The sequence below is a fragment of the Terrabacter terrae genome, assembly GCF_039529575.1.
GTDB classification, from domain to species: Bacteria; Actinomycetota; Actinomycetes; order Actinomycetales; family Dermatophilaceae; genus Terrabacter; species Terrabacter terrae.
The window spans coordinates 242621-266043 of sequence record NZ_BAAANB010000003.1; the positions used below are offsets into that span (position 1 = coordinate 242621).

The following is a 23423-nucleotide window of genomic DNA, read 5'->3' on the forward strand; positions in this document are numbered from 1 at the left end:
CTCGGTCGGGAGTCCGCGACTGCCGACCACCGACGATCAGCTCGTGCGAAGCACCGCGACGTCGTGCCCGTCGAGGCGCACTCCCTCGGCGTCGACGATCGGCGCGCGGCCCCAGGACGCCAGCACGTGCTCGACCTCGCCGGCGAACGGCACGACCTGGGAGCGTCCGGCGAGGTTGGCCACCACGTGGACGGCGCCGCGGGACAGGATGATCCAGCGGGCGTCCTCGTCGAACGTGACGGAGGTGGCCTGCAGGTCACCGGACGCGACATCCGGCTGCGTGCGGCGCACGCGGATCAGCTGCCGGTAGAAGTGCAGCATCTCGTTGTGGCCCGGCGCGTAGGGCTCGCGCCAGTCGAGCACGCTGTGCGCCCGCGTCGCAGGGTCCTGCGGGTCGGGCACGTCGGCCTCGTTCCAGCCGTGGGCCGCGAACTCGGCGCGCCGGCCGGAGCGCACCGCCTCGGCCAGCCACTCCTCCTCGAAGGAGGTGAAGAACGCGAAAGGGGTGCTGGCCCGCCACTCCTCGCCCATGAACACCATGGCCGTGAACGGTGACAGCAGGTAGAGCGCCGCGCCGACGGCCTGCTGCCCCGGCGAGATCTGGTCGCTGATGCGGTCGCCCGTGGCGCGGTTGCCCACCTGGTCGTGCGTCTGCAGGTAGGCGAGGAACTGGTGGCCCGAGCGGGCCGCCTGGTCGACGGGCGCGCCCCACACCTGACCGCGGAAGGTCGACACCCGCCCGTCGTGCAGGAAGGCGTCACTCAAGGTCTTGGCCAGCACCGACAGCGGGCCACCCTCGGGCCACGCCTCGGTGCCCCCGGCGAAGTCGGCGTAGTAGCCCTGCGTCTCACCGGTGAGGGCCACGTGCAGGGCATGGTGGATGTCGTCATCCCACTGGGCCGTCATGCCTCGGCCGCCCTCGCTCGTCGGGGTGACCATCACCGCGTCGTTGAGGTCGCTCTCGGCGATGAGGTCGAGTGGCCGACCGAGCTGCTCTGCCAGAGAAGCCGTCTCGTCGGACAGCTGCGCCAGGATATGCGGCTGCGACTCGTCGCGCAGCTCGTGGACGGCGTCGAGACGCAGGGCGTCGACGTGGAAGTCGCGGAACCAGCGAAGGGCGTTGTCGAGCACCCAGCGCCGCACCTCGTGGCTGCCCTCGGCGTCGAGGTTGACCGCGGGGCCCCAGGGCGTGGTGTGGGTGTCCGTGAAGTAGGGGCCGAACTCGGCGAGGTAGTTGCCCGTGGGCCCGAGGTGGTTGTAGACGACGTCGAGGCAGACACCGAGACCCTGGTGGTGGCAGGCCTCGACGAAACGCTGGAACGCCGCCGGGCCCCCGTAGGCGTGCTGCACGGCATACGGCGCCACCCCGTCGTAGCCCCAGCCGTGAGTGCCCCCGAAAGCAGCGACCGGCATGACCTCGACGACGTCGACCCCGAGGTCCACGAGGTGCTTGAGGTGCGCGATGGCCGCGTCGAAGGTGCCCTCGGCGGTGAAGGTGCCGATGTGCAGCTCGTAGACGACACCGCCGGGCACCCCGCGGCCCTCACGGGTGCCGCGCCAGTCCTCGTCGCTCCACGAGTGGGCCGTGGCGTCGAAGGTGCGGGCGGCGCCGTGGACGCCGTGCGGCAGCCACGCGGCCCGGGGATCCGGTCGCGGGTCACCGCCGTCGACGCTGAACGAGTAGTCCAGCGTGGTGTCGTCGGGACGCCGCCACGTCCACCACCCGCCGTCCCCGGCAGTCATGGCGTGGCGCTCCGGGGCCGTCGTGGGCTCCGCGCCATGCCCCTCGACGGGGGTGACGAGGACGTCGACGTGAGAGGCGTTCGGGGCCCAGACGCTCAGCGTGTCAGGAGTCATGCCGGGCCCGTACCCGGACGAGCAGGGCCACGGGCAGCCCCTCGCCGACGAGGCCTGCCAGCTTCTGGGAGCCCCCGTCCACGGATGCACCCGTGAGCGCGTCGGTCCACGGGCCCTCTGGCAGGTCCACGGTCGCGTCGCCGAAGCCGCCGGCGTCCTGCAGCCTGCCGGCGAGGCGGGTCACCACCGTGACGACGTCGACGCCGTCGGTCGTGCCCCGGCCGAAGGCGACTGCATGCGGAGACGTCGACCCGAGCGGGACGTAGGTCGCCTGGGCGCCGGTGAAGGCCTCGGGACGGTCCCGACGGGTGCGCAGGGCCGCCGCCGTGAGCAGCAGCTTCTCGTCGTGCAGGTCGGACGGGGCAGCCCCGCCGTCGAGCCGCGCCAGCCGGTCGCGCCGCTCGCCGTAGTCGACGAGCCGTCGGTTGTCCGGGTCGACGAGGGACAGGTCGACCAGGTCGGTGCCCTGGTAGACGTCGGGGATCCCGGGCATCGTCAGCTGCACGAGCTTCTGGCCCAGCACGTTGGCCCGGGCCTCCACGGCGGTGCGCTCGAGCCAGGCCTCGACGTGGCGCACCACCTGAGGCGCGGTCACGACGCCGGTGACGAACCGCTCCACGGCCGCCTCGTAGGCCTCGTTCGGCTCGGTCCACCGCGTGTGGAGCTTGGACTCGCGGATCGCCTTGAGGGCGTAGGCCTGCAGCCGCTCCTCGTCGATCGGCCACGCGCCGACGACGGTCTGCCACAGGAAGTACTCGGTGAGCCCGTCGAGCTCGTCGGCGCGGAAGCCGTGCGACAGCTCTCGAGCCCGCCGGACCCACTCGGCCCACGCCTCCGGTCGCTCGGCGAGGACGAAGAGCCGGGCGCGGACGTCCTCGGCCCGCTTCGTGTCGTGCGTCGACAGGGTCGTCATGGCCTGCGGCCACGTCTCGTGCAGCCGCGACGCGAACTGGTGGAAGTCCTCCGTCGACAGGCCCACCAGAGTCGGGTCGCCGCCGACCTCGTTGAGCGCGACGAGCCGCACGTAGCGGTAGTAGGCGGTGTCCTCGATGGCCTTGGCCATGGCAGGACCGCACGTCTGCTGGAACCGCACGAGGAACTCGTCGGCGGCCGCCTGGTCGACGGGCTCGGCCTGTCCGAGCGCCAGGTCCAGGACCGCCTCCGCGACAGCCGCGTCGAGGGGACCGGACGCGCTGCGCTCGCCGCGCTGCGCGGCCGCCCGAAGCTCCTCGGCGTCCTGCACGCCGGCCGGCGTGCCCGGGCGCAGGTAGACGCGGTAGCGGTCCATCCCGACGAGCATCGCCTCGAGCACGGGCCGGACCGCGTCCGGGTCGAGCTCTGGGCGGGCGCGGGACACCAGGCGCAGCAGGCGGCTCACCTCGGTCGCGAGCATGACCTGCACGACCCAGCGCTTGGACTCGGTGACGATCGCTTCAAGGTCCTGGGCCTCGCCGAGCACCTCGGCGGACAGCTGCTCCAGCGGCTGGGCCCCCGACGGGTCGAGGAAGAGACCGCCGACCCGCAGGAGCGCGTCGTAGCCGGTGGTGCCGGCCGTGCGCCACGTCTGCGGCAGCTGCTCCTCGCCCTCGAGGATCTTCTCGACGACGACCCAGCTCTCGTCGGTGGCGCTCGCGAGCCGGCCGAGGTAGCCCTCGGGGTCCGCGAGACCGTCGGGGTGGTCGATCCGCAGGCCGTCGATGGCACCCGACCGGATGCCGTCGACGAGCACCTGGTGCGTCGCGTCGAACACGTCGGGGTCCTCCACGCGCACCGCGATGAGGGAGGTGACGTCGAAGAAGCGGCGGTAGTTCAGCTCGGAGTCGCCGACGGTCCACGAGGCCAGCCGGTAGTGCTGGGCCTCCAGGAGCTCGCCGAGCGGCATACCCGGGTCGGTCCCGGGCGCGAGCGGGAAGACGTGGTCGTAGTACTGCACGACCGGCTCCCCCTCGTGCTCGCCGATGCAGAGCTCGCCGGCGGCGAGGACCTCCTCCAGCGAGGATCCGAGCACGGGCATGAGGATGCGCCCGTCCTGGGCGTCCCAGTCGACGTCGAACCACGAGGCGTATGCCGACTGCCGGCCCTCGCGCAGCACCGACCACAGCGGCCGGTTGAGCGAGAGCGGCGTCGGCGTGGTCATGTGGTTGGGCACGACGTCGACGACGAGGCCGAGCCCGGCCGCGTGCGCGGCCTCCACGAGGCGGGCGAAGGCGGCGTCGCCGCCGAGGCCCTGCGCCACCCGGGAGTGGTCGACGACGTCGTAGCCGTGCTTGGAGCCCGACGCGGCCTGCAGCACCGGCGAGAGGTAGAGGTGCGTCACCCCCAGGTTCGCCAGGTGGTCCACCTGCGCGAGTGCGTCCTCCAGGGTGAAGTCGGGCTCGAGCTGGAGCCGGTGCGTCGAGACGGGGGCGCTGGCATACCTCACGCGGTGAGCTCCTCACTGAGGCCGGGCACGATCGGGGAGCCGGTCTCGCGCGGACACCTCAGCACGACGATGCTGCGCGGCTGGACCTGGATCTGCCACGTCGGCTCGAGCTTGGTGTCCTCCACCTCGTGCAGCGCGGTGTCGATGACCGGCACCCACGCAGCGCCGTACTCCTCGTCGGGGAGGGTGAAGGTCAGCGGCTCGTGGTGGGCGTTGAACATCACGAGGAACGAGTCGTCGAGGATCTGCTGCCCACGGGGGTCCGGCTCGGGGATCGCGGAGCCGTTGAGGAAGACCATGAGCGACTTGGCCATGCCGTCGCTCCACGCCTCGTCGTCCATGTGCTGGGCCTCGGGCGTCAGCCAGGCGATGTCGCCGAGCGGGCTCTCCCCGCCGTGGTCGGCGCTGCCCGCGAAGAAGCGACGGCGGCGGAACACCGGGTGCTCACGACGCAGCCGGACCAGCGACTGCGTGAAGGCCAGCAGCCTCTGGTCGTCCTCGTCGAGCATCCACTGGATCCACGAGATGTCGTTGTCCTGGCAGTAGCCGTTGTTGTTGCCGCCCTGCGTGCGCCCCAGCTCGTCGCCGTGCAGCAGCATCGGCACCCCCTGGGAGAAGAGCAGCGTGGTCAGGAAGTTGCGCTGCTGGCGCAGCCGCAGGTCGCGGATCGCGGGGTCGTCGCTCGGCCCCTCGACGCCGCAGTTCCACGAGCGGTTGTGGCTCTCGCCGTCGTTGTTGCCCTCGCCGTTCGCCTCGTTGTGCTTGTCGTTGTAGGAGACGAGGTCGCGCAGCGTGAAGCCGTCGTGGGCCGTCACGAAGTTGATCGAGGCGATCGGCTTGCGTCCGGAGTGTTCGTAGAGGTCGCTGGAGCCGGTGAACCGTGAGGCGAACTCCGCCAGGGCCCCTCCCTCGCCGCGCCAGAAGTCGCGCACGGTGTCGCGGTACTTGCCGTTCCACTCGGTCCACAGGGGCGGGAAGCCGCCCACCTGGTAGCCGCCCTCACCGACGTCCCACGGCTCGGCGATGAGCTTCACCTGGCTCACCACGGGGTCCTGCTGCACCAGGTCGAAGAAGGCCGACAGCTTGTCGACCTCGTGGAACTGGCGGGCCAGCGTCGCCGCGAGGTCGAAGCGGAAGCCGTCGACGTGCATGTCGGTGACCCAGTAGCGCAACGAGTCCATGATGAGCTGCAGCACGTGGGGGCTGCGCATCAGCAGGCTGTTGCCGGTGCCGGTGGTGTCGTAGTAGTGCGCCAAGTCCCCGTCGACGAGCCGGTAGTAGTTGGCGTTGTCGATGCCGCGGAACGACAGCGTCGGGCCCATGTGGTTGCCCTCGGCCGTGTGGTTGTAGACGACGTCGAGGATGACCTCGATGTCGGCCTCGTGCAGGGCCTTGACCATGGCCTTGAACTCGAGGACCTGCTGCCCGCGCTGGCCGTTGGCGGCATACGCGTTGTGCGGAGCGAGGAAGCCGATCGTGTTGTAGCCCCAGTAGTTCGACAGCCCCCGGTCGACGAGGGGCGCGTCCTGCACGAACTGGTGCACCGGCATGAGCTCGATGGCCGTGATGCCGAGGTCGCGCAGGTGGCTGATCATCGCGGGGTGCGCGATGCCGGCGTAGGTCCCCCGGATCTCCTCCGGAACCTCGGGGTGGAGCATCGTCAGGCCCTTGACGTGGGCCTCGTAGATGACGCTCTCGTGGTACTGGTGCCGCGGCGGGCGGTCGTCGCCCCAGTCGAAGAACGGGTTGGTGACGACGGAGTGCATCGTGTGCCGCACGCTGTCGTCGGTGTTGATCTCGGTCGTCGTCGCGGCGTCCTCGTCACCGAAGGTGTACGAGTAGAGCGACTGGTCGTTCTCGGCCTGGCCCTCGATGGCCTTGGCATAGGGGTCGAGCAGCAGCTTGCTCGGGTTGCACCGATGGCCGTTCTCGGGGTCGTAGGGCCCGTGCACCCGGAAGCCGTAGCGCTGACCGGGCTGGATGTAGGGCACGTAGCCGTGCCAGACGAAACCGTCCACCTCCGGCAGGTCCAGGCAGGTCTCCTGGAGGTTGTCGTCGAGCAGGCACAGCTGGACGCGCTCGGCGACCTCCGAGAAGAGGGCGAAGTTGACGCCGAAGCCGTCGTACGTCGCTCCGAGGGGGTAGGGGTTGCCGGGCCAGATCTCCATGGACCTTCTTTTCGTCGTTCGGTCGCGGCGCGGGGCCGCGGCGCCACGGCGCGTGGCGACAGGCGGACGACCCTGGCCGCACAGCGCATTCTTCCCTGTCGTGACCGGTGGGGTGCAAGACGTGCCGCATGCCGGCCGGCGCGCCGCCGAGGCGAGGCGCCGACCGCACCCGGCCGGGAAGACGCTGCTCGATTCGAGCGTCCGTGTCCCCAGTACCCGATGGCGGCGGGCGGGAGACACGGACGCAGCCATGTCTGCCGCCGCGCCGCGCCCGGCTAGAGCGCGCCGCCCAACGTCACGCCGCCGTCGATCGTCAGCGTCTGCCCGGTGACCCAGGACGCGTCGTCGCTCAGGAGGAAGCTGACCGCGCCCGCCACGTCCTCCGGGAGCCCGAGTCGCTTCATCGGGTACGCGCGGACGACCTTCTCCTCGCGCCCCTCGTAGAGCGCCTCGGCGAACTTCGTCTTGACGACCGCAGGCGCGACGGCGTTGACGCGCACGTCGGGGCCCAGCTCGTAGCCGAGCTCGGTCGTCAGGTGGATGAGGGCGGCCTTGGACACGCCGTACCAGCCGATGACACCACTCGCGCCCTGGCCCGCGACCGAGGCGAGGTTGACGACGGCGCCCGGGTGGTCTGCGTCCCCGAGGCCCGCCCCGACCGCCTTCTTGATCCACGAGAAGGCGGCCACGACGTTGACGTCGAGCACCTTGCGCGCGATGTCGAGACCGGAGTCGAGCATCGGGCCGTAGACCGGGTTGATGCCGGTGTTGTTGACGAGCAGGTGCAGGCCACCGAACGCCTCACGCGCTGCCGCGATCACCTCGTCCTGGTGCGCCTCGTCGGCCGCGTTGCCGGCGATGCCCATCGCGTGCTCGGGGCCGCCGAGCTGGTCGACGGCCTCGGCGAGCGCCTCGGACTTGCGGGCCGTGATGACGACCCGCGCCCCCTCGTCGACGAGGCGCTGGGCGATCCCGAGCCCGATGCCGCGGCTGGCGCCCGTGATGATGGCGACGGCACCCTCGTGGCGTCCGCCGCTGCCCTGAGCCCCCATCAGAAGCCGAGGTCCCGGCCGATGAGCTCCTTCATGATCTCGTTGGAGCCGGCCCAGATCTTCGTGACGCGGGCGTCACGCCAGGCGCGGGCCACGCGGTACTCGTTCATGAAGCCGTAGCCGCCGTGCAGCTGGACGCAGTGGTCCAGCACGTCGTTCTGCACCTGCGAGCTCCACCACTTCGCCTTGGCCGCGTCGACGGCGGAGAGCTTGCCCTCCGCGTGCGCGGCGACGCAGTCGTCGACGTAGGCCTCGGCGACCTCGATCTTGGTGACGAGCTCGGCCATCAGGAACTTGTTGTGCTGGAAGGCGCCGATCGGCTGGCCGAATGCCTTGCGGTCCTTGGCGTACTGGATGGTCTCCTCGAGGATCGCCTTGGCGTGCGCCACGTTGGACACGGCAGCACCGACGCGCTCCTGCGGCAGGCGCTGCATCATCGAGATGAAGCCCATGCCCTCCGGGCCGAGGCGGTTCTCGTCGGGCACGCGGACGTTCTCGAAGAACAGCTCGGCGGTGTCGGACTCGTCCATGCCGACCTTGTCGAGCTTGCGGCCGTTGACGAAGCCCTCCATGCCGCGCTCGATCATGAGCAGGGTGATGCCCTTGGCGCCCTTGGACGGGTCGGTGCGGGCGGCGACGATGACGAGGTCGGCCTGGTAGCCGTTGGTGATGAAGGTCTTGGAGCCGTTGAGGATCCAGCTGTCGCCGTCGCGGACCGCGGTGGTCTTCAGGGCCGCGAGGTCGGAGCCACCGGACGGCTCGGTCATGGCGATGGCGCAGATCAGCTCGCCGCTGGCCATGCCGGGCAGCCAGCGCTGCTTCTGCTCCTCGGTGCCGAGGTCGACGATGTACGGCGGGCAGACGTCGGAGTGGATGCCGAAGCACGAGCTGGTGGCCGCGTTGAAGCGCGACATCTCCTCCGCGACGACCGCGTTGAAGCGGTAGTCGTCGACGCCGGCGCCGCCGTACTCCTCGGGGATGTCGAGGCCGAAGAAGCCCTGCTTGCCGGCCTCGAGCCAGATGTCGCGCGGGATGGACTTGCCCGAGATCATCTCCTCGGCGCGCGGTGCGAGCGTGCGGGCGACGAACTCGCGCGCCGACGCGCGCATCGCCTCGTGGTCCTCGTCGTAGATGTTGCGGGGCATCGGGTCCTCCATCGGGCGTGCTGACGGGTGCGGCGCGCTGGGTACCCGCCGGTAACTAAGCGCTTGCTTAGTGTCCCTCCCCTGCGGCATGCTGTCAACGTGCGACAGCCCACCTCGACCCCGCGCACGACCCCGCCTGCCGGCCGCACCTCGGACCCCGACGCGTCGACGGTCGAGCGGCTCCTGCAGGCCGCGGCGCAGGCGTTCGCCGACAAGGGGTTCCATGCCACGACGACCCGCGACATCGCGTCCGGCGCCGGCCTCTCCCCGGCCGGCGTCTACGTCCATTTCGGGTCCAAGGAAGAGCTGCTCTTCGCCCTGAGCCGCAGCGGCCACGAGTCGGCCCTGCGCCTGCTGCGCTCTGCCATCGCCGACGGGGACACACCCGCCGAGCAGCTCTCCAACGTCATGGCGCGCTTCTCCGAGTGGCACGTCGAGCAGTACCAGGTCGCCCGCGTCGTCCAGTACGAGCACCACCACCTGACACCTGAGCACCACGCCGACGTCCTGGCACTGCGCAAGGAGATGGACGGGCTCGTGCAGACGATCCTCGAGCGGGGCGTGGCCGACGGCACCTTCTCCATGGCCGAGAGCGCGGGCAGCGCCGCCACCGCCCTGGCCCTGCTCTCGATCGTCGTGGACGTGGCGCGGTGGTACTCCCCCACCATCCGTCGCAGCCCAGCCGAGATCGGCGCCACGAACGCCATGCTGGCGCTCCGGCTCGTGGGCGCCGGTCACTGACCGGTGTCGCCAGGCGTCGCCGGGCACTCGGTGCTCCAGGTCCCCGTGCCGCAGCTCGAACCCTTCGTGCTCGCCCGCACGCGGCACTACGACGCGGACTACGCCTCTGCCGACCCATGCTTCACGCACGCGCACGTCACGGCACTCGGCCCCTTCCTCGACCTCGACGCGCTCACGCACGCGGCCCTCTCCGAGGTGGGCGCCATCGCTGCCACGACCGAGCCGTTCGACTTCACGCTGGCAACCGTCGACACCTTCCCCAACGGCATCGTCCACCTGCTCCCCGAGTCCCCGGCCCCCTTCGCGGCCCTCACCGAAAGGCTGTGGCACGCCTTCCCGCAGTGTCCGCCCTATGCCGGCGCCTTCGCCGACGTGGTCCCGCACCTGACGCTCGACGCGCTCTCCGACGAGGTGACCGAGGAGTCGACGCGGACGCTGGTGGACTCCTTCGTCCCGGCGCGCTGCCGGGCCGAACGCCTGGACCTCGCCTGGTACGAGCCGGGCAGGTGCCGGGTGCTGCACTCCTGGCGCCTCGGCTCCTGAGCGCTCAGCTCGTCGCGGACCCGAGCGTGCACGGCGGGGTCGCCGGCAGCGCATCCCGGCCCTCAGGAGTCCCCACGCTCGACGCGTCGAGGTCGACGGTCAGCCGCGGCAGGAAGAACTGGACGAGCGGCCCGATCGACACGGCATACGCGACGGTGCCCAGGCCGACGGGACCGCCGAGCAGCCAGCCCACGGCCAGCACGGCGACCTCGATGCTGGTGCGGACGAGTCGGATCGAGAGGCCGGAGCGGCGGGCGAGGCCGGTCATCAGCCCGTCGCGCGGTCCGGGTCCGAGCTGGCTGCCGATGTAGAGACCGCCGGCCACGCCGTTGAGGACGATCCCGGAGACCAGCAGGAGCGCCCGCGCCCACACCGCCCGGGGCGGGTCGATGAGGGAGAGCCCGGCGTCCGCCGCGAGGCCGATCACGACGACGTTGGCCACGGTGCCGAGGCCGGGCCACTGCCGCAGCGGCACCCACAGGAGCAGCACCAGCGCCCCCACGATGATCGTCACCTGGCCGAAGCTGAGCGGCACGTGCGTGGCGATCCCGGCGTGGAACACGTCCCACGGGTCGAGGCCCAGCGTCGACCGGATCATCATCGACATCGAGACCCCGTAGAGGACCAGGCCGACGAGCAGCTGCACCACCCGCCGGGGCAGCCGGCCGGCGCGCAGCTGCTGACGGGGGGTGAGGTTGGCCAGGGGGACGTGACGTCTCATGGGACCAGTGTGCAGCGGAGTGGACCTTGTTTTGAGGGCCAGTTGTGCGACGGTGGACCGTATGCGCACGATCTCGGCCCGGTCACTGGCCCTGCTCCTGGGGTCAGGTCCCCTGCCCCGCCCCGCCTACCGGTCGCTCGCCGACGCCGTCCGCCGGCTCGTGTGCGACGGCAGGCTCCTCGTCGGCACCCGCCTCCCGAGCGAGCGCACGCTGACGACCGAGCTGGGCCTGAGCCGCACCACCGTCGGTGCCGCCCTCGACGCGCTGCGCGACGAGGGCTTCGTCTCGACCCGTCGCGGCTCCGGCAGCGTCGTCTGCCTGCCTGCGGGGCCCTCCGGGCTCGCGCTCTCGCAGGCCGGCCTCATCCCCACCGACGTGCCGCCCGATGTCATCGACCTGACGCATGCCGCCCTCCCGGCGGCAGCCGGCGTCACCGCGGCCTACGAGCGCGCCCTCGCGGAACTGCCGCGTTTCCTCGCCACGGCCGGCTACGACCCGCGCGGGCTGCCCGAGACCCGGCGGGCCGTCGCCGGGTGGTTCGAGGGCCGGGGGCTGCCGACCTCGCCGGACCAGGTCGTCGTCACGTCCGGGGCCCATGGTGGGCTGTCCGCCGTCCTCAGGGCTCACCTGGAGGTCGGCGACCGAGTCGTCGTCGAGAGCCCGACCTACCCGAATGCCATTGTGGGAGTGCGACGCTCGGCGTACCGCGCCGTCGCCGCACAGCTGACGCCGACGGGCTGGGACGTTGAAGGGATCGAGTTGGCGGTGCGCCAGAGCGGCGCCCGCGCGGCATACCTCATCCCCGACCACCAGAACCCGACCGGACTCGTCATGGACGACGCGACGAGAGCGGCCCTCGGCGCGGCGCTCGGTCGCGTGGGCGCCGTGCCGGTCGTCGACGAGACGTTCGTCGAGCTGGACCTCGACGAGGAGGCGCGGAACCGACGGCCGGAGCCCTTCGCCCTCTCGGCCCGCGAGACCCACACCCTGGGCAGCGCGGGCAAGACGTGGTGGGGCGGCCTGCGGGTCGGCTGGGTGCGCGCCCCGGTGGGTGGCGCCGAGTCCGTCATCGAGGCCCGCCACAGCCTGGACCTCGGGACGGCGATCCTGGAACAGCTCGTCGTCGCCGATCTCATCGAGCAGGGAGAGGCCCTGCTCGTCGAGCGGCGCCGCGAGGCCCGGGCCCGGCGTGACGCGCTCGCCGCAACCCTGCAGCGGCACCTGCCCGACTGGCGCTTCTCCGTGCCCACCGGAGGGTTGAACCTGTGGTGCGAGCTCCCCGAGGCCCGCGGCGACCAGCTCGCCCGCGTGGCTGAGACCGCCGGGGTGCGCCTGGCCCGTGGAGGACAGTTCGGCGTGGCGGGCGGCCTCGACCGGTGGTTGCGGGTGCCGTTCTGCGCGGCACCCGACCAGGCGGACGAGGTGGGGCGCCGCCTTGCACAGGCCTGGCAGCTCGCGCTGCGCGAACGACCGACGGCGCGCGAGGTCACTCCCCTCATCGCCTGACGGCCCGGATCCGGCTGCGACACTGGGCCGGTGAGCAACGACGCAAGCGGGCGCATCACCTCGTGCCGGTGGGAACGGGGCCGGCTCGTGCAGCAGGGCTTCCCGCTCGAGGACCTCTCCGAGCACCTGGCTCGGGAGGGGTCGCTGGTCTGGGTCGACCTTTGCGAACCCGACGGTGCGGGCCTCAACTCCCTCGCCGCGGAGCTGGGGCTGGACCGGCACGCCGTCGAGGACGCCGTGTCCACGGGCGAACGGCCCAAGGCGACCCGGCACCCCGGGCACACCTTCCTCACCGTCTACGCCACCCGGCTGGAGGCCCCCGGCAGCGACCCCGCGGCGCCGGACTCCCGGCTGCACCTGACCCGCATCTCCGCCTTCGTCCTGCCCCGCGGCGTGATCACCGTGCGCGGCAGCGCCGGCTTCGACATGGCGCCGGTGCTAGAGCGGTGGAACGAGGACCCCGACCTGCTGGGACACGGTGTCGGCGTCCTCGTGCACGGGCTGCTCGACGCGGTCGTCGACGGGCACTTCGAGACGATCCAGCAGCTCGACGACGCCATCGAGGACCTCGAGGACACGCTCTTCGACGACCGAGGTCAGAGCCGGGTCGTGCAGATACGGACCTACCGGCTGCGCAAGGAGCTCGTCCAGCTGCGCCGCGTCGTCCTGCCCATGCGCGACGTCGTCAACGCCGTGCTCCGACACCGCAGGGACCTCGAGAACCGGGTGCCGGAGCTGGACGGCTTCTACGACGACCTCTACGACCACGTCCTGCGGGCTGCCGAGTGGACCGAGTCACTGCGAGACATGGTGTCGACGGTGTTCGAGACGAACCTCTCGCTGCAGGACGCCCGGCTCAACACCGTCATGAAGAAGCTGACGGGATGGGCGGCCATCATCGCCGTGCCGACGGCCGTGACGGGCTGGTTCGGCCAGAACGTGCCCTACCCCGGCTTCGGGTCGCACGGCGGCGTGCTCTTCAGCCTGGGCGTCATCGTGGTGACGGCGACCCTGCTCTACGGCGTCTTCCGGCGCAAGGGCTGGATCTAGCGCTCGGCCGCCGCGCCAGCGAGCTGGTGCGGCGGCCGGGTGGTTGGCCGTGCGTGAGGCGCGCCTGGTCAGTCGCGTGTCAGCTTGCGGTAGGTGACGCGGTGCGGGCGGGCGGCCTCGGGGCCGAGCCGCTCGACCTTGTTGGCCTCGTAGGACTCGTAGTTGCCCTCGAACCAGTACCAGCTGGACGGGTTCTCCTCGGTGCCCTCGTAGGCGAGGATGTGCGTCGCCACCCGGTCGAGGAACCACCGGTCGTGCGAGATGACGACGGCGCAGCCCGGGAAGTCGAGCAGGGCGTTCTCGAGCGAACCGAGGGTCTCCACGTCGAGGTCGTTGGTCGGCTCGTCGAGGAGCAGCAGGTTGCCGCCCTGCTTGAGGGTCAAGGCGAGGTTGAGGCGGTTGCGCTCACCACCCGACAGCACTCCCGAGAGCTTCTGCTGGTCGGGACCCTTGAAGCCGAACTGCGACACGTAGGCGCGGGACGGGATCTCGACCTGTCCCACCTTGATGTAGTCGAGCCCGTCGGAGACGATCTCCCAGAGGTTCTTCGTGGGGTCGAGGCCCTCGCGGCCCTGGTCGACGTAGGAGATCTTGACGGTGTCGCCGATCTTCACCTCGCCGCCGTCGGGCTGCTCGAAGCCGACGATGGTCTTGAACAGCGTCGACTTGCCGACACCGTTGGGCCCGATGACGCCGACGATGCCGTTGCGCGGCAGCGAGAACGACAGGTTGTCGATGAGGACGCGGTCGCCGAAGCCCTTGCGGAGGTTCTTGACCTCGATGACGGTCGAGCCCAGACGCGGGCCCGGCGGGATCTGGATCTCCTCGAAGTCGAGCTTGCGGGTGCGCTCGGCCTCGGCCGCCATCTCCTCGTAGCGCGCCAGACGCGCCTTGCTCTTGGCCTGGCGTCCCTTGGCGTTGCTGCGGACCCACTCGAGCTCCTGCTTGAGGCGCTTCTGCAGCTTCTGGTCCTTCTTGCCCTGGACCTGGAGGCGCTCGGACTTCTTCTCGAGGTAGGTCGAGTAGTTGCCCTCGTAGGGGTAGAGGCGGCCGCGGTCGACCTCGGCGATCCACTGGGCGACGTTGTCGAGGAAGTAGCGGTCGTGCGTCACGGCGATGACGGCGCCCGGGTAGGACTCGAGGTGCTGCTCCAGCCACTGGACGGACTCTGCGTCGAGGTGGTTCGTGGGCTCGTCGAGCAGCAACAGGTCGGGCTTCTGCAGGAGCAGCTTGCACAGGGCCACGCGACGGCGCTCGCCTCCCGAGAGCGTGGTGACCGGCGAGTCCGGCGGCGGGCAGCGAAGGGCGTCCATGGCCTGCTCGAGCTGGCTGTCGAGGTCCCACGCGTCGGCGTGGTCGATGTCCTCCTGCAGCTTGCCCATCTCGGTGAGCAGCGCGTCGTAGTCGGCGTCGGGGTCGGCCATCTCGGCGGAGATCTCGTTGTAGCGGTCGAGCTTCGCCTTGATCTCGCCGGCGCCCTCCTCCACGTTGCCGAGAACCGTCTTCTCCTCGTTGAGCGGCGGCTCCTGCAGCAGGATGCCGACACTCGCGCCGGGAGCGAGACGCGCCTCGCCGTTGCTCGGCTGGTCGAGTCCCGCCATGATCTTGAGGATCGTCGACTTGCCGGCGCCGTTGGGGCCGACCATGCCGATCTTCGCGCCCGGGTAGAAGGACATCGAGACGTCGTCGAGGATGACCTTCTCGTTGTGTGCCTTGCGCGCACGGGTCATGGTGTAGATGTACTCGGCCATGCGCAGAAGGCTATCTGTCGGCGAGCGCGGCACCGAATCCGTGTCCATCGGTGCCGGCGCTCGCGGGCGGGGCAGGTGGTCAGGCGCTGAGCCGGTCGACGACCTCGTAGTCGTCGGTCTCGGGGTCGCCGGTCGCGAGGATCTGCGCGCCCTCACCCGAGGCCCCGTCGGACAGGTCGTCCGGGAGGTCGTAGTCGTCGTCGACGACACCGTCGGCGTCGACGTGGGCCGGGCGCTGCTCGAGGGAGCCGCCCTCAGCGAGTGCCCGCACCGCGGCCTGCACGTCGGGGTCGGCCGTGCGGTCGTGGCCGAGGGCCGCGGCCCGGCTCACGCGCTCGAAGCTGGCCCGCCCCCACGAGAGGTCGTGGCCGATGTGGTCGGCGTCGATCTCGGGCGAGGTGCGCGGCTGGCCCTCGTTGCTGACGTACTGCTTGATCGAGAGCTTGCCCTCGACGATCACGGGGTGGCCCTTGCGCAGCGCCGTGCCGGCGTTGGCGGCCAGCGCGTTGAAGGCGATGACGTTGTAGAAGCTCGTCTCGCCGTCGACGAAGCGGCCGTCGGCGGTGCGCCGGTAGGGCGTGGTCGCGATGCGGAAGGTCGTATAGGGACTGCCGTTGCGGGCCCGGCGCTCGACGGGCTCGGAGACGACGTTGCCGTGCACGGTGATGCGGGTCTCGTTCATGGGTGCTCCTTGGAGAGGTCCACGGCGGCCCTGCGCCGCCGTGACCCACCCTCGACCGGCACGGACTCTCGCGGAAGGGCCTCGGCGCGGCCTGTGGAAAGGCGGCCTCCGTCGCAGGCGGGTGTGGACGAGCAGCTCCCAGGCGTCGCGCGGGGCGTCTCCTGTCCGGCGTACGCCTTGCGGTAGGGCATCCCGGCCTCGACGCGGTCGCCGAGCCGCGCCCGTCAGCGGGCTGCGGCCTCCAGGTGGCCGCGGGTCTCGCGGTGCCGGGCCAGCACCTCGTCCACGGGGGCGAGGACGTGCTCGTCTGCCACGGCCGCGACCGACTCGGCCAGGCGTTCGCCGATGACGCTCCTGCGGTGCCGCGCCCCGACCCGCGCCCACCAGCGGGACAGCACCCCCAGGCCGATGCCGAGGAGCACACCCACGACCACCATGACGAGCGGCAGGGGGAGGATGCCGAGCGCGGGGGTCCCAGGCCTGGGCAGCTGCAGCAGCGCGAAGGCCCAGAGCACGGCGTACCAGACGAGGCCGGCCACGGCCACGAGCCCGAGCACCCACTGGAGGACGTTGACGACGAACCACCACGCAGGCCGACGGCCGCGCAGCGAGGTGCCGATGACGGCCCGGTCGAGGGAGTCGCCGAGGGCTCCATCCCCACGGTCGACGGCGTCCTCGAGAGCGTGCGCCCAGCGCACCGGCAGCCCCTGCGACGCGTCCCGGACGAAGCTGCGGGTGGCAAGCTCGACCGCGGAGACCGTCGAGGCGCTCGGTGCGGGGATCGACGAGCGGCCCAGGACGGCCCGGACGTCGGCGCCGTCGATGTCGACGTGGATCGGCGGACGCCCGCCCGTCCGGTCGAGGCGCAGCCGGCGCAGCGGGTCGGCGGCGAAGCCCTTGGTCCAGCGCGCGAAGAGCCAGCCGGTGTGGGCGAACGCCTCGCGGCGGTAGTCGCGGGCGACCGCGTCGAGCACGATGGGCACCCCAGCCGCCCGGCCGAGGGAGCTGTCGAGCTCGGCACGCGGGACTTGTCCGAGGTCCGGCTCGGAGTCTGCGACCCCGGGCCTGAGCTTCGTGGCGGCGCCGACGACGTCGGCGCGCAGCCGCTGGCGCGAGGCAGCATGTCCTGCAACTGCATTCGTGATCCGCTGACGAAGCTCGAGTATGCCGTCACCGGTCGATGCAGAGGTCGCGAACACCTGCGCGGCGGCCACCCCGTCGTTCACCAGCAGCTTCGTGAGGTCCCCGGTGATCGTCTCGATGCCGTCGGCGGACAGGCGGTCGGCCTGGTTGAGGACTGCCAGCGTGACGGCGTCGTGCTGGGACAGGAGGCTGACGAACTCGTCGTGCAGGCGGGCATCGGCGTACTTCTGGGGGTCGGTCACCCAGACGAAGACGTCCACGAGCTCGAGCACCCGCTCGGCCTCGCGGCGGTGCTCCAGCACGCGGGAGTCGAAGTCGGGCAGGTCGAGCAGGACCAACCCGTCGAGCGAGCCGACCACCGCGTCCTGCCGCCGGCCCCCGCCGGGCCGGGCTCCCCCACCGGCGGCCGGCTGCCCGCCCGGGGTCTCGACCACGTGGCGAGCCTGCACCCCCAGCCAGTCGAGCAGCTCGGAGGCGTCGTCGTCGCCCCACACGGCAGCGGTCGGACGGGACGTCGTGGGACGCCGTGCGCCGATCGTGGCGACGTCGGCGCCGACCAGGGCGTTGAAGAGGGAGGACTTGCCGCTGCCAGTGGCTCCGGCGAGGGCGACGACCGTGTGGTCGCCGCTGATGCCCGAGCGCTCCACGGCCTTGTCGATGACCCTGCGGGCGATCGCGACACCGGCCGGCTCGAGCTCGGTGGCCCCCGAGACCAGCGCGAGCGACAGCTCCGTGGTGCGGGCGCCCAGCTCTGCGGCGGAGACGGCCTTCACGGTGGCGCTGCCCATCCTGATCGGGCTCACCGGGCGCCCTCCAGCTCACGGACGGCGGCGGTCAGCTGCTCGGTCTGCTGGGTGTCGACGTGCAACGTCGTGACAGCTCCTTCGTAGCGATCCCGCTCGGCGGCATACAGCTCGTCGACGCGGGTGGTCAGGTGCTCGCGGGCCTGGCGGGCGAGCTCGCGCACGGCCTGGTCGCCGAAGACGGCCTCGAGGAGCTTCTGGCCCACGAGCGCGGTGCCGCCGGCGATGCCGATCTCGGCACCGGTGATGCCCGCCGTGCTGGCGAAGGTGACGAGCATCAGGACGACTCCCAGGCCGTTGACGCCGTAGGCCATGATCCGCGCCGTCGTGCGACGGTCGCGGCCCTCGTCACGGACCATCTGCAGGATGTCGCCCTGCCAGTCGCGCACGAGGCGCTGGATGCGCCGGTCGACGTCCTTGCCCGAGCCGGCGAGGCCCGGGTGCGAGTGGAGCAGCTGGTCACCGCCGGGCAGCGTCCGCCAGGCGCGGCTCACCGAACCGGCCGCGAGCTCGGCACGGTTGGCGATGAGCGACTCGACGCCCGACTGAAGTGCCTCACCCAGGTCGTCGGCCCGAGCCGGGTCGCCCCGCAGGAAGGAGGTGAAGCGGTCGCGCATCCGCGAGACGGTGGACTCGACCTGGCGGAAGAACTCACCCGTGCCGACGAACTCCTGCCAGCGGGCGAGCACCTCGCCGCGCAGCAGGGTCCCGTCGACCATCCCCTCCTGGACCTCGGCCGCGGCCTCCTCGTAGGCGGCGCTGGCGACGTGGACGAGCGCCCGGCCCGCCGCCGTCTGCTCCTCGGCGGCCGTGACGAGTGCCTGGGTCCGGCTCTCGAGCGAGGTGAGCGCGCCCTCGAGCGTCTGCCGCACGACGTCGGCGCGCGCGGCGGCGTCGCCGGCCAGGGCGGCGAGCCAGGCCGTCAGGCGCTCGGTCTGGCCCCGGGGCAGCAGGCCGTCGACGAGTTCGGACTCGACCACCGTGAAGATGGGTGCCTGGTCGAGTCCCTGCTCGCGCAGCATCGACGCGAGGTGGGTGCGGATCTCGTCGACCGCCGCGGCAGGCACCCGGTCGAGGACCACCGCGACGGCGGTCCCGCGCTCGGACGCGTCGTGCAGCAGCTCCCACGGCACTGCGTCCGCGTAGCGCGCGGCCGTGGTGACGAAGATCCAGAGGTCGGCGGCCGCGAGCAGCTGGTTGGCGAGATCGCGGTTGGCCTCGACGACGCTGTCGATGTCGGGGGCGTCGAGCAGGGCGAGTCCGGCCGCGACCTCGTCGGTGGACACGAGCCGGACGGCGCCGGGGCCGTCGGAGGCCGAGTGGCGGCCGGTGATGCGCGCGAGGCCCGGGAGCACGCGCGGGCCGGAGAACCACGCCGCGTCGGACGGGTGGTGGATGAGGACCGGGGACCGGGTCGTCGGGCGCAGCACCCCCGGCAGCGAGACCTCACGACCGACGACGGAGTTGACCAGAGTCGACTTGCCCGCTCCCGTCGAACCGCCCACCACGGCGAGCAGCGGCGCGTCGAGGGCCGTCAGCCGCGGGATGACGTAGTCGTCGAGCTGGTCGAGCAGGCGGGTGCGAGCCGACCTGGCCTCCGGTGCGCCGGGGAGATCGAGCGGCAGGGTGGTGTCGGAGACGGCAGAGCGAAGTGCCTTGACGCTCTCGAGGAGCCGGGCAGTGCCCGCCCCTTCATCACCTGCCACACCCGTATCCTTTCGTGTCGAAGTGGCACAACCAAACCGAAAGGCCGCGTGCCGCACCTCGCACCTACCCCGAGTCGGCCGTAGAGCACGCCCCGGCGGGAGCGGGCGGTACTGCGGGAGGGCCGGGAACGCATACGACAGCGGTGGGTGTCCTTGCTGCTCGGGGCATTCCAGCACGCCGCTGCAGAGCTGCACGCGCTCGGTCGTGGTCGGCAGGCGCCCCCGGCAGGACTCGAACCTGCGACCAAGAGATTAGAAGGCTCTTGCTCTATCCGCTGAGCTACAGGGGCCGGGCGCCCGCTCGGGCACCGTGCCAATGATAGGCACCCGGCGAGTTGCCGGCCGCTCAGGTGACGGGCGAGCCGATGAAGCCGCGCCGGTGGGCCGTGATGGCCTGCAGCAGCACCATCTCGCGCTGCGTCGCGCCCTCCTCCGCGGTCCCGCGCACGAGCCGCGAGCGCAGCAGCGCAAGGTCGCTCGCGCTGTCCTGGAAGGCGTGCATGGAGTGCTTCGCGGGGCGACCACCGTTCTGGCGGGCCCACTCCCGCGCCGCACGACGCATCCGCAGGTGCGAGAGCATCACGACCTCCGCGTGCGTCAGCCATCCGGCGTCGGCATACGGCGAGAGGTACTGCCCGATGAGGCGGCCCTCCCGGCGACGCAGCCAGAGCAGGAAGCCGATGAAGACCAGGAAGATCGGGACCTGGTAGGTCACGTACGCCTGGAAGAAGCCCTCGAGACCGGCGATGGCCGAGAGGTTCCACAGGTGGTGCAGGAGCATGGCGCAGCCCCAGCCGACCGCGATCGCCACGACACGGGTGGCGGGCCGGCGCGCGCTCGCGGCGATGCCGATACCGATGCCGGTCATCGACGTGAACAGCGGGTGCGCGAACGGGCCCATCAGCCCGCGCACCAGGAACGTGGAGGTGAGGCCCTCGCTGCCGTACTCGTTGAGCGCCTGCCCGAGGTAGAGGATGTTCTCGCTGAACGCGAACCCGGCGCCGATGAGGCCGGCATAGACGATGCCGTCGATGATGCCGTCGAACTCTCGGCGGCGCAGCAGGTAGATGAGCAGGATGCCCAGGCCCTTGAGCGTCTCCTCGGTGACCGGCGCGAGGTAGACCGCCCCGGTCTCCAGCGGGTCCGTCCAGCGGGCCTCCACCAGCAGCTTGAGCCCGTAGGTGTTGAGGAAGAAGGCGCCGACGACGGCCACGAGCGCGCCCCACAGCACGGCGAAGACGATGTAGCGGGCCGGCTCCGCCTCGTAGCGGTCGAGCCAGAGGAAGGTCGGGACGATGACGAGGAGCGGGATGACCGCGGTGAGCGCAGCAGTGACCAGCGTCTGCGTCGTGAGCCGCTCACCGAGGATGCCGAGCAGCACGAGCAGGCACATCAGGAACACCGAGGCGGCGACGCCGATGGTCAGGGCCCGGCGCAGCATCGGCCTGCGCGTGGGGTTGGGCAGTGTGCTCCACTGCTGCAGCTGGCCGCCCGGGCCGCCGCCTGAGGCGCCACCCGGACCCTGCGTCGTCAGGTCCCCTGAGGTCATGCAGGCAGGCTAGTGCAGGGAGCGTCCGAGTCCCCGGTCCCGCACGTCCTGCACGTCCTGCACAAGAGGATCACGAGGGTATGCGGTCGAGGGGCCGGGGCTTCCCCAGCCTCTATGGTGGACCGGTGAGCGACACCAACCACCGCGCCATCGCCGACCGCATCATCTGGATCGACTGCGAGATGACCGGCCTGTCCCTGAAGTCCGACGCGCTGGTCGAGGTCGCCGCGCTCGTGACCGACTTCGAGCTCAACCAGCTCGGCGACGGCATGGACGTCGTCGTCAAGCCGCCGGACGAGGCGCTCGAGCAGATGGACGACTTCGTCCGTGACATGCACACCACCTCCGGGCTCATCGACGAGCTGGCCTCGGGCGTGACGTTGCAGGAGGCAGAGCACATCGTCCTCGACTACGTCCGCACCTTCGTGCCGGAGCCGCGCAAGGCGCCCCTCGGTGGCAACACGGTCGCCACCGACCGCGGCTTCCTCGCGCGCGACATGCCGGTGCTCGAGTCCTACATGCACTATCGGATCATCGACGTCAGCTCGATCAAGGAGCTCTCCCGCCGCTGGTACCCCCGCGTCTACTTCAACGCCCCCAAGAAGTCCGGCGGCCACCGTGCCCTCGCCGACATCCGCGAGTCGATCGCCGAGCTGCGGTACTACCGCCAGGCGGTCTTCGTGCCCCAGCCCGGCCCCGACAGTGCGACCGCCAAGGCTCTCGCGACGCCCCACGTCATCGAGCACTGACCCGAGCACTGACCCGTGAAGGACGTGGGGACGGCATACGGAAAAGAGGACGTATGCCGTCCGGCCGGGGTGGTCACGAGCACCTCACCGGAGCCTGTAGCATTGTCGACGCCGTGACGCGGCGCCGAGCCTTCGGGCCCGGCTCGTGTTGTGCATGGTGGGTGTAGCTCAGCTGGTAGAGCACCTGGTTGTGGTCCAGGTGGCCGCGGGTTCAAGTCCCGTCACTCACCCCATGGTTCCCCGCACGCGCGGGGCGGACCTGTGGCCCGTGCCCCCTCCGGAGGGGGCACGGGCCACAGTGCTTTCCGGAGCCGCCCCGCCAGCACGAGGACGGCGACGTCGACATCGCGCTCATCCAGACCCGCCCCCCTTCCGACGCTCGACGGCACGCCGTGGCCGGTCCCGACCATGAGGGGGTGGAAGACGTGGCTGCAGCAGCAACCGCTGCACGACCGCGCCGGCAACCCCGACCGGGAACGGCCTTGTCCGACAAGACCCGCCGGAACACAGAGTCGCTCCTGTCGCAGGTCTTCAACGTCGCGCTCGGCTACGACCCGCGGCCGCTGCTCGACCGCAACCCGTTCGGGCGACCGGGCCTGGCAAGTAGCCGCTGAGCGTTGCGCCTCATCGGGGATGAGAGTGACCTACTCCGCCAGAGTGCAGAACGTGGCGGCAGCGCGCACAGGGCACGTCTGTCACCCAGTCGTTCGCCTTGCCGGACTGTGACGGGCTACACGACGTCGACGTAATGAACCTCGACGGCATTGTTGCCGTAGCCGAGGCGGTTCCACGGAGGGACGTCGGGCTGGACGTTGTCGGCCGCGTCGGTGGCTCGCGCGCGCAGTGAGTGCCGCCCAGGGGTGGCCTGCCAGGTGAAGCTCCAGCTCTGCCACTGGTAGGGCCCGGTCGGCTGGTCCAGGCGGGCGGGCTGCCACTCGCCGGCGCCGGTCAGGCTGACCTCGACGGCGGTGATGGAGCCGGTTCCGGACCAGGCCCGGCCGCGGATGGTGTAGGTGCCGGCGCGGATGGCGGCTGCGGGCGGGGGGTCGGTGATGCGGGCCCGGACGCGCATGTGGCTGACCGGCTCGGGTGCCCGGTCTGGCCACTGGTAGATGTAGTGACCTGTCTGGAACTCACCGTTGAAGGGCTCGGTGAGGACGTCGATGCTCTGCAGCCACTTGACCGAGGCCACCGCGAACCAGTGCGGCACGACGAGTCGGAACGGTCTGCCGTGGTCCGGCGCGAGCGGCTCGCCGTTCATGTCGTAGGCGATGAGGATCTCGTTGGCGGGGTCGGCCGCATGAGACAGGGTGAGCGATCGGACGAAGGCGAGGTGGTCTCCTGTCTCCGGCAGCACCGGGGTGAGGTGATAGGTGCCGCTGTCGGCGCCGGTGAAGCGGACCTCGACCCCCTCGGCTCGAGGACAGGCCCGGGCCAGCACGTCGCTGAGTCGGGCCCCCCGCCAGACCGCCGTGGAGACGGCGTAGCCGCCCCATGGCTCACCGGTGGGCAGCGGCCGGGTGTCGAGGCGGCCGTTACCGGCGCACTCGAGGGTGACGGCGCGCTCGAGGGCGGGCAGCGCACGAAGCTCTGCCAAGGTCAGTGAGAACGGGTTCTCGACGGCCCCGCCGACGCTGAGTGTGCCGTCGTGTGAGGGCAGCGAGAAGTTGCTGCGCACGTAGTGTTGCCGCGTTGGAGTGATCTCGGAGTCCAGCGCGTGGGGCGGGGCCTCGGCGTTGTAGGGCTGAGGGTTGATCATGACGAGCTGTTCACGGGCCTGCTGGATGTCGATGTTGGTGGTCACGGGTCCTCCTGCGGGTCGTCGACGTGCTCG

General features: G+C 71.3%; 18 protein-coding genes and 2 tRNA genes. 7 read left to right on the forward strand and 13 right to left on the reverse strand.

What is annotated here, in order from left to right; all coding sequences use genetic code 11:
• Positions 1-36: 36 nt before the first annotated feature.
• From treZ to ABD194_RS06510, 5 genes are all read right to left on the reverse strand, one after another.
• Positions 37-1857 carry a malto-oligosyltrehalose trehalohydrolase gene (treZ, locus tag ABD194_RS06490; RefSeq protein WP_343989217.1) on the reverse strand — a complete coding sequence of 607 codons (1821 nt, stop codon included), beginning with the start codon at positions 1855-1857 and terminating at the stop codon, positions 37-39.
• Positions 1847-4279, reverse strand: a complete 2433-nt coding sequence (gene treY / locus ABD194_RS06495; protein WP_343989219.1) for a malto-oligosyltrehalose synthase — start codon at positions 4277-4279, stop codon at positions 1847-1849. The genes treZ and treY overlap by 11 nt, the downstream gene beginning before the upstream one ends.
• Entirely contained in the window at positions 4276-6447 is a 2172-nt protein-coding gene (gene glgX, locus ABD194_RS06500; RefSeq protein ID WP_343989221.1) for a glycogen debranching protein GlgX, read from the reverse strand. Before glgX ends, treY begins: the two co-directional genes overlap by 4 nt.
• A 275-nt stretch (positions 6448-6722) precedes the next feature.
• A complete protein-coding gene (locus tag ABD194_RS06505; RefSeq protein ID WP_343989223.1) occupies positions 6723-7499 on the reverse strand; it encodes an SDR family oxidoreductase in 777 nt (258 codons plus the stop codon).
• Positions 7499-8644 carry an acyl-CoA dehydrogenase family protein gene (locus ABD194_RS06510; protein ID WP_343989226.1) on the reverse strand — a complete coding sequence of 382 codons (1146 nt, stop codon included), beginning with the start codon at positions 8642-8644 and terminating at the stop codon, positions 7499-7501. The genes ABD194_RS06505 and ABD194_RS06510 overlap by 1 nt, the downstream gene beginning before the upstream one ends.
• A gap of 99 nt (positions 8645-8743) precedes the next feature.
• Here ABD194_RS06510 and ABD194_RS06515 point away from each other — a divergent pair, with 99 nt between their 5' ends.
• Positions 8744-9385 (forward strand): TetR/AcrR family transcriptional regulator, encoded by a 642-nt coding sequence (locus ABD194_RS06515; protein WP_343989228.1) that lies wholly within the window; start codon positions 8744-8746, stop codon positions 9383-9385.
• A 45-nt stretch (positions 9386-9430) separates the two neighbouring features.
• Positions 9431-9928: a 2'-5' RNA ligase family protein gene (locus ABD194_RS06520; RefSeq protein ID WP_343989230.1), complete on the forward strand. Its 498-nt coding sequence runs from the start codon at positions 9431-9433 to the stop codon at positions 9926-9928.
• A 4-nt stretch (positions 9929-9932) separates the two neighbouring features.
• Here the strand turns inward: ABD194_RS06520 and yczE are convergent, their stop codons facing one another.
• Positions 9933-10649, reverse strand: a complete 717-nt coding sequence (gene yczE / locus ABD194_RS06525; protein ID WP_343989232.1) for a membrane protein YczE — start codon at positions 10647-10649, stop codon at positions 9933-9935.
• Positions 10650-10710: 61 nt separating this feature from the next.
• Between yczE and yczR the strand changes: the two genes are divergently transcribed.
• Both yczR and ABD194_RS06535 read left to right on the forward strand, forming a co-directional pair.
• Entirely contained in the window at positions 10711-12156 is a 1446-nt protein-coding gene (gene yczR / locus ABD194_RS06530; protein ID WP_343989234.1) for a MocR-like transcription factor YczR, read from the forward strand.
• Between the two features lie 30 nt (positions 12157-12186).
• Entirely contained in the window at positions 12187-13206 is a 1020-nt protein-coding gene (locus tag ABD194_RS06535; protein WP_343989236.1) for a magnesium transporter CorA family protein, read from the forward strand.
• 68 nt (positions 13207-13274) lie between these two features.
• Here the strand turns inward: ABD194_RS06535 and ettA are convergent, their stop codons facing one another.
• From ettA to ABD194_RS06565, 6 genes are all read right to left on the reverse strand, one after another.
• Entirely contained in the window at positions 13275-14957 is a 1683-nt protein-coding gene (gene ettA / locus ABD194_RS06540; protein WP_343989238.1) for an energy-dependent translational throttle protein EttA, read from the reverse strand.
• Positions 14958-15036: 79 nt separating this feature from the next.
• Complete coding sequence (locus ABD194_RS06545) at positions 15037-15639, reverse strand: single-stranded DNA-binding protein (RefSeq protein ID WP_343989240.1); 603 nt, start codon at positions 15637-15639, stop codon at positions 15037-15039.
• 224 nt (positions 15640-15863) lie between these two features.
• The gene (locus tag ABD194_RS06550; protein WP_343989242.1) at positions 15864-17585 is read right to left on the reverse strand and encodes a GTPase; all 1722 of its coding nucleotides are present in this window, start codon (positions 17583-17585) and stop codon (positions 15864-15866) included.
• Entirely contained in the window at positions 17582-19291 is a 1710-nt protein-coding gene (locus tag ABD194_RS06555) for a GTPase family protein (protein WP_343989244.1), read from the reverse strand. The genes ABD194_RS06550 and ABD194_RS06555 overlap by 4 nt, the downstream gene beginning before the upstream one ends.
• 217 nt (positions 19292-19508) lie before the next feature.
• Positions 19509-19581 (reverse strand) — tRNA-Arg (locus ABD194_RS06560).
• Between the two features lie 56 nt (positions 19582-19637).
• On the reverse strand, positions 19638-20840 hold the full coding sequence (locus tag ABD194_RS06565) for a PrsW family intramembrane metalloprotease (protein WP_343989246.1): 1203 nt from the start codon (positions 20838-20840) through the stop codon (positions 19638-19640).
• 125 nt (positions 20841-20965) lie between these two features.
• Between ABD194_RS06565 and orn the strand changes: the two genes are divergently transcribed.
• The 3 genes from orn to ABD194_RS06580 all read left to right on the forward strand — a co-directional run bounded on the left by orn (position 20966) and on the right by ABD194_RS06580 (position 22203).
• Complete coding sequence (orn, locus tag ABD194_RS06570; protein WP_343989248.1) at positions 20966-21589, forward strand: oligoribonuclease; 624 nt, start codon at positions 20966-20968, stop codon at positions 21587-21589.
• A gap of 157 nt (positions 21590-21746) precedes the next feature.
• Positions 21747-21822 (forward strand) — tRNA-His (locus ABD194_RS06575).
• Between the two features lie 249 nt (positions 21823-22071).
• Entirely contained in the window at positions 22072-22203 is a 132-nt protein-coding gene (locus ABD194_RS06580) for a hypothetical protein (protein WP_343989250.1), read from the forward strand.
• Between the two features lie 116 nt (positions 22204-22319).
• Here ABD194_RS06580 and ABD194_RS06585 read toward each other — a convergent pair whose 3' ends face one another.
• A complete protein-coding gene (locus tag ABD194_RS06585; protein WP_343989252.1) occupies positions 22320-23393 on the reverse strand; it encodes a sulfite oxidase in 1074 nt (357 codons plus the stop codon).
• Between the last annotated feature and the right edge of the window lie 30 nt (positions 23394-23423).